The 6086-nt window shown below is 44.7% G+C and carries 5 protein-coding genes; 2 read left to right on the top strand and 3 right to left on the bottom strand.

Annotated elements, in window-relative coordinates; all coding sequences use genetic code 11:
* Positions 1-148 precede the first annotated feature (148 nt).
* On the bottom strand, positions 149-3577 hold the full coding sequence (locus H140_RS0113395; protein WP_019674154.1) for an ATP-binding protein: 3429 nt from the start codon (positions 3575-3577) through the stop codon (positions 149-151).
* 115 nt (positions 3578-3692) lie between these two features.
* The gene (locus tag H140_RS14785) at positions 3693-4745 is read right to left on the bottom strand and encodes a DUF4194 domain-containing protein (RefSeq protein ID WP_019674153.1); all 1053 of its coding nucleotides are present in this window, start codon (positions 4743-4745) and stop codon (positions 3693-3695) included.
* Positions 4746-4857: 112 nt separating this feature from the next.
* On the opposite strand from H140_RS14785, the gene H140_RS0113385 reads away from it, so the two are divergent.
* Positions 4858-5154, top strand: a complete 297-nt coding sequence (locus H140_RS0113385) for a hypothetical protein (protein ID WP_019674152.1) — start codon at positions 4858-4860, stop codon at positions 5152-5154.
* The gene (locus tag H140_RS0113380) at positions 5154-5525 is read left to right on the top strand and encodes a type II toxin-antitoxin system VapC family toxin (protein WP_019674151.1); all 372 of its coding nucleotides are present in this window, start codon (positions 5154-5156) and stop codon (positions 5523-5525) included. Before H140_RS0113385 ends, H140_RS0113380 begins: the two co-directional genes overlap by 1 nt.
* A 3-nt stretch (positions 5526-5528) precedes the next feature.
* Here the strand turns inward: H140_RS0113380 and H140_RS0113375 are convergent, their stop codons facing one another.
* Positions 5529-5804, bottom strand: coding sequence for a type II toxin-antitoxin system RelB/DinJ family antitoxin (locus H140_RS0113375; protein ID WP_019674150.1), 276 nt, complete (start codon positions 5802-5804; stop codon positions 5529-5531).
* Positions 5805-6086 lie beyond the last annotated feature (282 nt).

Below are 6086 nucleotides of genomic sequence, written 5' to 3'. Positions count from 1 at the left end.
CGGATGGGTGAGTTGCGAGGGCTTGGTTTGTCAAGGCTACGCGAAGCAAGAGACTTGACAAACCTTAGCCATCGCCTCACACGTCTGTGCAGATAGTAGCGGAAAGCGAGATTAGCTCCAAAAGCCCCAAGATAAATCCCACCTAAACTTAACCTAACCGAATGCCATCTTGTGCCAGTTGGTCGGTGTTTTTTTTAGCCATAATATTGTCTATTTCTTCCCAAGTGACTTCGCAAAGACTGCTTTCATGATGTTGTTGGTTGCGCTCGGCAATCAGTAGACTGCGGGCAGAGTCTCGAGCAAGGTTGAGGTTTTTGAAGGGGGTGATAAGGTTGACGTGGATGTGGAGTTTTTTGAAGACTTTGAGCACACGGCGACTGACTTGCTCGGCAGTGTTAGAGAAGGCCTCGTCCAAAAATACGGTGCTGTAAATGGGTTTGTCTGCGCCGTCTGGGGTGAGCACATAGGCGAGGCTGGCAGCGACAATCATGCCTGCAAAGGATTCTTTTTCGCCCCCAGATTTTCCGCTGGAGGAGCTAAGTACGTCTAAGACGTCTTGGGTATCGATGTCGATTTCTTCGGCATAAAAGGCGAGCTGGTAGCGGGGGTCGAGCAGGCGTAGGCTCTCTAACGTGTTTGCTGAGGCGCTGGCGGTGGCTTTGTCGAGAATGTCGATGACTTGCTTGAGTAGGTAGAAGCGTTTTTCGTGGTCGTTGTCGTTTACTGCACTTAGTGCTTGGTTGAGAGTTTGGTCAAAGGCGGTGACTTGGGGGTAGTTTTCACGCTTTAGGCTTAGTTTGAGGTGTGAGTTTTGACGAAATTCGGTCTTTTTGAGTACGTTATTGATGTGGTCGATGCGTCCTCGGATCTCATCGTGCACGGTCATCAGGCGGTTGCGCAGGCGTGCCAGCGATTGGGTAGCGTGCTTATTAAGGCGTTGTTTGAATTCGTCTAATAGTTCGGGTAAACCCTCCTCATTAAGCTGGGTGAGGTGTTCAATATGGTCGCTAAGTCCGTCAAGTCCCGTTGCCCATTCTACGGTGTAAGCTTGCCATTGCGGTTTGGCTTTAAAGCTACTCATGATGCCGATGGCACTGTTTTTGTTACGGTTTAGCCTAGTGTCGTTGAGGCTGATGTCATCTTCTAAACGTTGGTTGGTTTGGGTTTGTAGCGTAGTGTCATCAAGGGTGATGAGTGTATTTTTGCCAGTTTTGTTGCCAGCTTTGTAGATGATGGTGTCTAGTTGCTTACGGATGTCATCGTTTATTAGCCCTTGGTTGTGACCGTTTTTAATGATGGTTTGGCTGTCTTCAAGGTGTTTGCGATTGACTTTAAGCTCTTGTTCTTTTGCGCCTTTTTGAGTGTTAAGAGCGATAATTTGCTTAGATATTTTTGCCAGTTCATCTTTGGCGACCTCCCAGCGCAGCTCGGCTTGCTTTAGGTCGCCTTGGGCATTTTTGATGGCGTCTAATTCTTGTTGTTCACGCTCAAGCTTTTGTTGCCAGTAAGGGACGTTGATGTTTTCCCATGTGAATTGTTGCAACTGCGCCCAAAGGGTCAGCTGTTTGCCAACGTCATTCATGGCATCTCGGGCTTGCTCCCAGCGCTTGCTAAAGTCTTTTAGCTCGGCTTTAAGGGTTTGTTCATCCGCTTGCAATAGGTCAAGTTTGGCTTTGTTGCTAAACCCAAGTTGCCAATGACGACGGTCGTCGATGTGTTGCAAATCTTTTTTATCAAAGCGTCCTTTTTCTTTGTGGATTAGCCCTTGCTGGGTCATAGAAAACGGGGTGTTGTCCAGTTGTGCGGTATTCTCCACACAGCGTAGGTCATGGCGATTTAAAAACTGCTTGAGCCAATCTCGATAAGTGTGGGTGCGCCATTTAAGTTTGCGCAAATAACCATCGGTTTTAAATTCGGTATGGGTATGATTAGTGGCGTGCTGATTTGCGACCACTTGTACTCGCACGTGTAGCCCTGTGTGCTGAGCGTTAAGCCATTTGGTGATGAGTGAATAGCTGGCTTGAGGAACGAGTAGAGTGGTTTTGAGTCCGCCAAGTGCCCGCTCGATTGCGCCTTGCCAGTGCTGTTCTTCATCTTTTATGTCGATAAGCTCGCCAATAAACATTAGAGTATCAGGGTCGATGTCTAGGCTTTGGCTGATGTTGTCTTTGAGTTGTACAAATTTGGGCGGAATGTTGGAGTTGGGCTGATTTTTAAGGGCGGTGATTTCTTGTTGGATGTCTTGATGCTTTTTTTGGATGTCATTTAAGGCAATAGCACTGTCCCCAAATTGGCGTTCGCTGTCTTGTTTTTGTTGGCTAAGCGTCGCTTCAGAGTCCACTGCTTGCACTAAGTTTTGATCGAAGCTTGCCTCATCTAAGCTGGTATCGATGTTAAGTTCACGGCAGAGAGTTTGATAACGGCTGGCACTATCGTTAATGCGAGTGAGCGAATCTTTAGTAGATTGAATGTCTTTTTTTAGGCTATCGATGCGGTTTCCGCCCAACTTCATGTATTCGTCACGGCGTAGTTGTACGGTGTCACCTGCATCGATTTCTTGTTGTTGTAGCGCATTAAGTTCACGCTCAAGGCTGACAAGCTCTTGGGTGATTTCTTCACATTTTTGTGTATAGAGCAGGGCATACTGCTCGGCAAAGTAGATAGGCAAGGCAGATTTTTGTGCCTTGAGCTCGTTGATGATTTGCTCGGTGCTGGCGATGTTTTGAGCCAGTTCGGGCAGGCGCTCAAGATGGGTGACTTGCTCTTTGGCATCTTGCAAACGGCTGTGAATGGCAACAAGGTCGGCAAATTCTTTAACGATTTCTTTGGCATCGTCACGCACGCTCGAGGGCTCTAATACCAAGGTACGAATCAGATCGGTAAGGTCGTCAATTTTTTTAAGACCCAATGCACGAGATAGCAGGGCTGGTGCATTGGGGTTGTCCATGTACAGCATACGGCGGTAGAGCTGTTGGTAGTCACTAAAGTTGTCATCACAACAAGTTACTTCAGGCTGTGAACCAAGCCATTGCTTGAGTTTGCGTACGTTGCCTTGGGCAAAGTGGTCGAGTACGTCAGCAAGTGGCAACTCTTTTTGTGCTACCACGTATAAGCGTTTGACATCACTTAGGGCATTACTTGCCAGCGTTGTCCAAAATAGTGCAAGTAGAGTGATTTTGTTGCCATCGTCACTGACATAATCGGCAGACAAACCTGTGATAACGCCTTTGTCACGTTTACTTTTGACTCTGGTATTTGCGCCATCGTGTGCCGAGCCAAAACTGCCTCGCATATAGGTGATTAAGGAGCGGTCGCTTTTGTCATTTTGGGCGGCGGCAACGTTAAAGGTTGCCCTGCCTGCTGGCATAAGCAGTGCCATTAACCCATCAATCAAGGTGGATTTGCCAGAGCCATTGTCGCCTGTGATGAGTGTGCCCTCGGGGTCAATGTTGGCATGATGCAATCCATGAAACGAGCCCCAGTTAAATAAAGACAGCTTGGCAAGGCGTATTTGGCTTTGCGGGACTAAGTTTAGGTTGCTAGTGTTGCTTATATTGTGGGCAGTTGCGGTTGGCATGGGGTGTTTCCTGTTTGTACTTTTCAATCGCCCTAAATCCCCCTTTGGAAAAGGGGGACTTGCAACTTCCTTTCATTTTAAAAAGGAAAAGCTAGGGATGTATTTATTAAATTTACTAACCAAATAAATCAGCTTGCGGGTCGTCTGGTAGCGTATGCTTTGGGTTGTCATTATTTTCAATATTTTTGTCTTGATTGTTTTTGTTAGGGCTATTTCGATTATCGTTGTTTTGTAAGTCACTTTTGGTGTTTTTAGCGATATTATCATCTACATCGTCCATATTGTCATCGTCATCAATATCGTCTTCAAAGTTATCACCTGTGGTTTCTTTGACAAGGCGCATGTATTCACCGAGCATACTTTCTAAAAAGTCGGCATTGACCACGTAGCGAATAAGTGGTGTGATTTCATAGCGTTCATCTGTACCACGCACACTGGTAAGCAGGTGGCGACGGCTTAATTCCTTAAGACGAGCAACCAGCTTTTTTTGGTCTTTGCTGGCGTGGTCGGTAAGCGGTAAAAATGGGGTGAGCAGGGAGGACAGACGCTCAATATCAATGATGATCTTTTGCTCACCGCTGGCTTCACGCTCTTGATAGTATTTGCGTAGTACCAATAGGATTAGGGTATCGTATAGCGACAAGGTACGTTTGGTAATGAGTGAAGGCGTATTATCATCATCAGCTTCGATGCCTGTTTCGATGTCTAGTTCGGAGGCAAGTTTGCCGTTCTGAATCTTATTAATACCACTGATATTAGCGTCAGTGTTGTTAATAGCATTGTGGGTCATGTCGCTATCAGGACGGGCGATAAATGCTACGCCTTGACGCTCATCTAGCACTAGGTTGAGATAGACTTCGGACAAATGACGACGAATGGGCACTTGATGTTGGCATAGCTCGGTGTAGAGATTAGGCTTTTGTGCATGAAAGATAACACCGTGACGCATTAGATGTACAAGGACTCGTTTTGCGTTCTCTGGCATCAGGTCTGACGTGGTGCTGCTTGTAGTGTCACCCTGAGGATCGACTGTGTTATTGGCTTCTTGCTCTGCTGAGAAGTTGTCTACATTGTCGTCATGACTTTGATTGATAGCATCAGAAGTTGGCTCGTTGGGTGCATCTGTTTCGGTATTGCCAGTTACCATATTGTAGAAGTGGTTGCTCATTTTGGTCTCTTGGGTGGGACTAAGTTTTGATTAATATTTCAATTTCGCTAAAAATTTGTATGACTGCTATAATAACATCAACGACTAAACTAAACTTAAAGCAGGTGATAAGATGCAATACAAAGCAATTATTAAAGATGGCGGATTGTTCATCCCAAATATATTGGGTGATCTGCAACATGTAGGTGTTGACTCTATTAGTATGCAATTGACTTTAAACATTAAAAATCTACATAATCAGCCATATCTTACAGATGAGGGGCAAGCTCTACCGACTGTTAAGATTAATGTGCATGATATAACAGATGGGCAACCGACTAAATTTAATTTGGGTCAACATAAAATCAAGGCGTTTGATAGTATCGCAGACCCTGTACAATGGCAAAACGATATTAGAGATGCGTGGTGATGGTATCATATATTTTTGATACCAATGCTTTAATTCATGCCAATCAAACAGGTGTCTTTATTACGCCGCAAAAGCATCATATCTCTGTCATTACAGAGCTAGAACTGTTATCTTATGCCAACTTATCTACTGACGATGAGCAACATCTTAAGCAAATACTGGCACAATTTCAAACGCATACCATTACCCAAAGCATTAAATTACAAACCATCAATATACGTCGACTGAAAAAACTCAAGTTACCTGACAGCATTATTGTGGCCACGGCTGAAGTGTTGGGGTGTACATTAGTGACTAATGACAGACAGATTTTGAATGCAATGCCCGATAATTCAGTAGCTTTTGAAGATGTTTCACTGGTAAGTTTATAGATTTTATTTAGTTAATTCATCAGTTTTATACCCGTCTAACCGTCCTGCTTGGTAGTCTTCACGTCCTTCGCTAATCGCTTTTGCGGTCTCTAAATTTGGCGCATAGCTAGGCGTATCGCTTGCCCAGTCGAGTGATAGCGGTATTTTTTTGGTTTGCGCAATCTCATTGAGAAACATTCTAACGGCTTGAGTAGGTGTTAAGCCGTATTGCTCGAGTACTGGGTAGGCGCTGGCTTTTAAGTCGTCATCAAGGCGCATATTAAAGTTACTGTGACCCATGATTTGCTCCTAATTTACAGTTAATACCATTACATTGTAATGCAATCTGCTTTATTATTAAAGTGATATGAGCTAAATATTTGGTATGAATTTTCATATTTGGTATGAATCTTCAAGTTAAATTTCTTATGGTGACCTACGTTTTCAAGCTTTATAAGACAGGTTAATTTTTGAGTGATAGGCTAATGTTGCCACGGAGGAGCGGTTTAGCCTCGATTGTAGCGGATATCCTGTACGGATGGGTGAGTTGCGAGGGCTTGGTTTGTCAAGGCTACGCGAAGC

This window comes from Psychrobacter lutiphocae DSM 21542 (assembly GCF_000382145.1).
Taxonomy (GTDB): Bacteria; Pseudomonadota; Gammaproteobacteria; order Pseudomonadales; family Moraxellaceae; genus Psychrobacter; species Psychrobacter lutiphocae.
The sequence above is the reverse complement of the archived record's forward strand: the minus strand, read 5'-3'. Positions and strand labels throughout refer to the sequence as shown.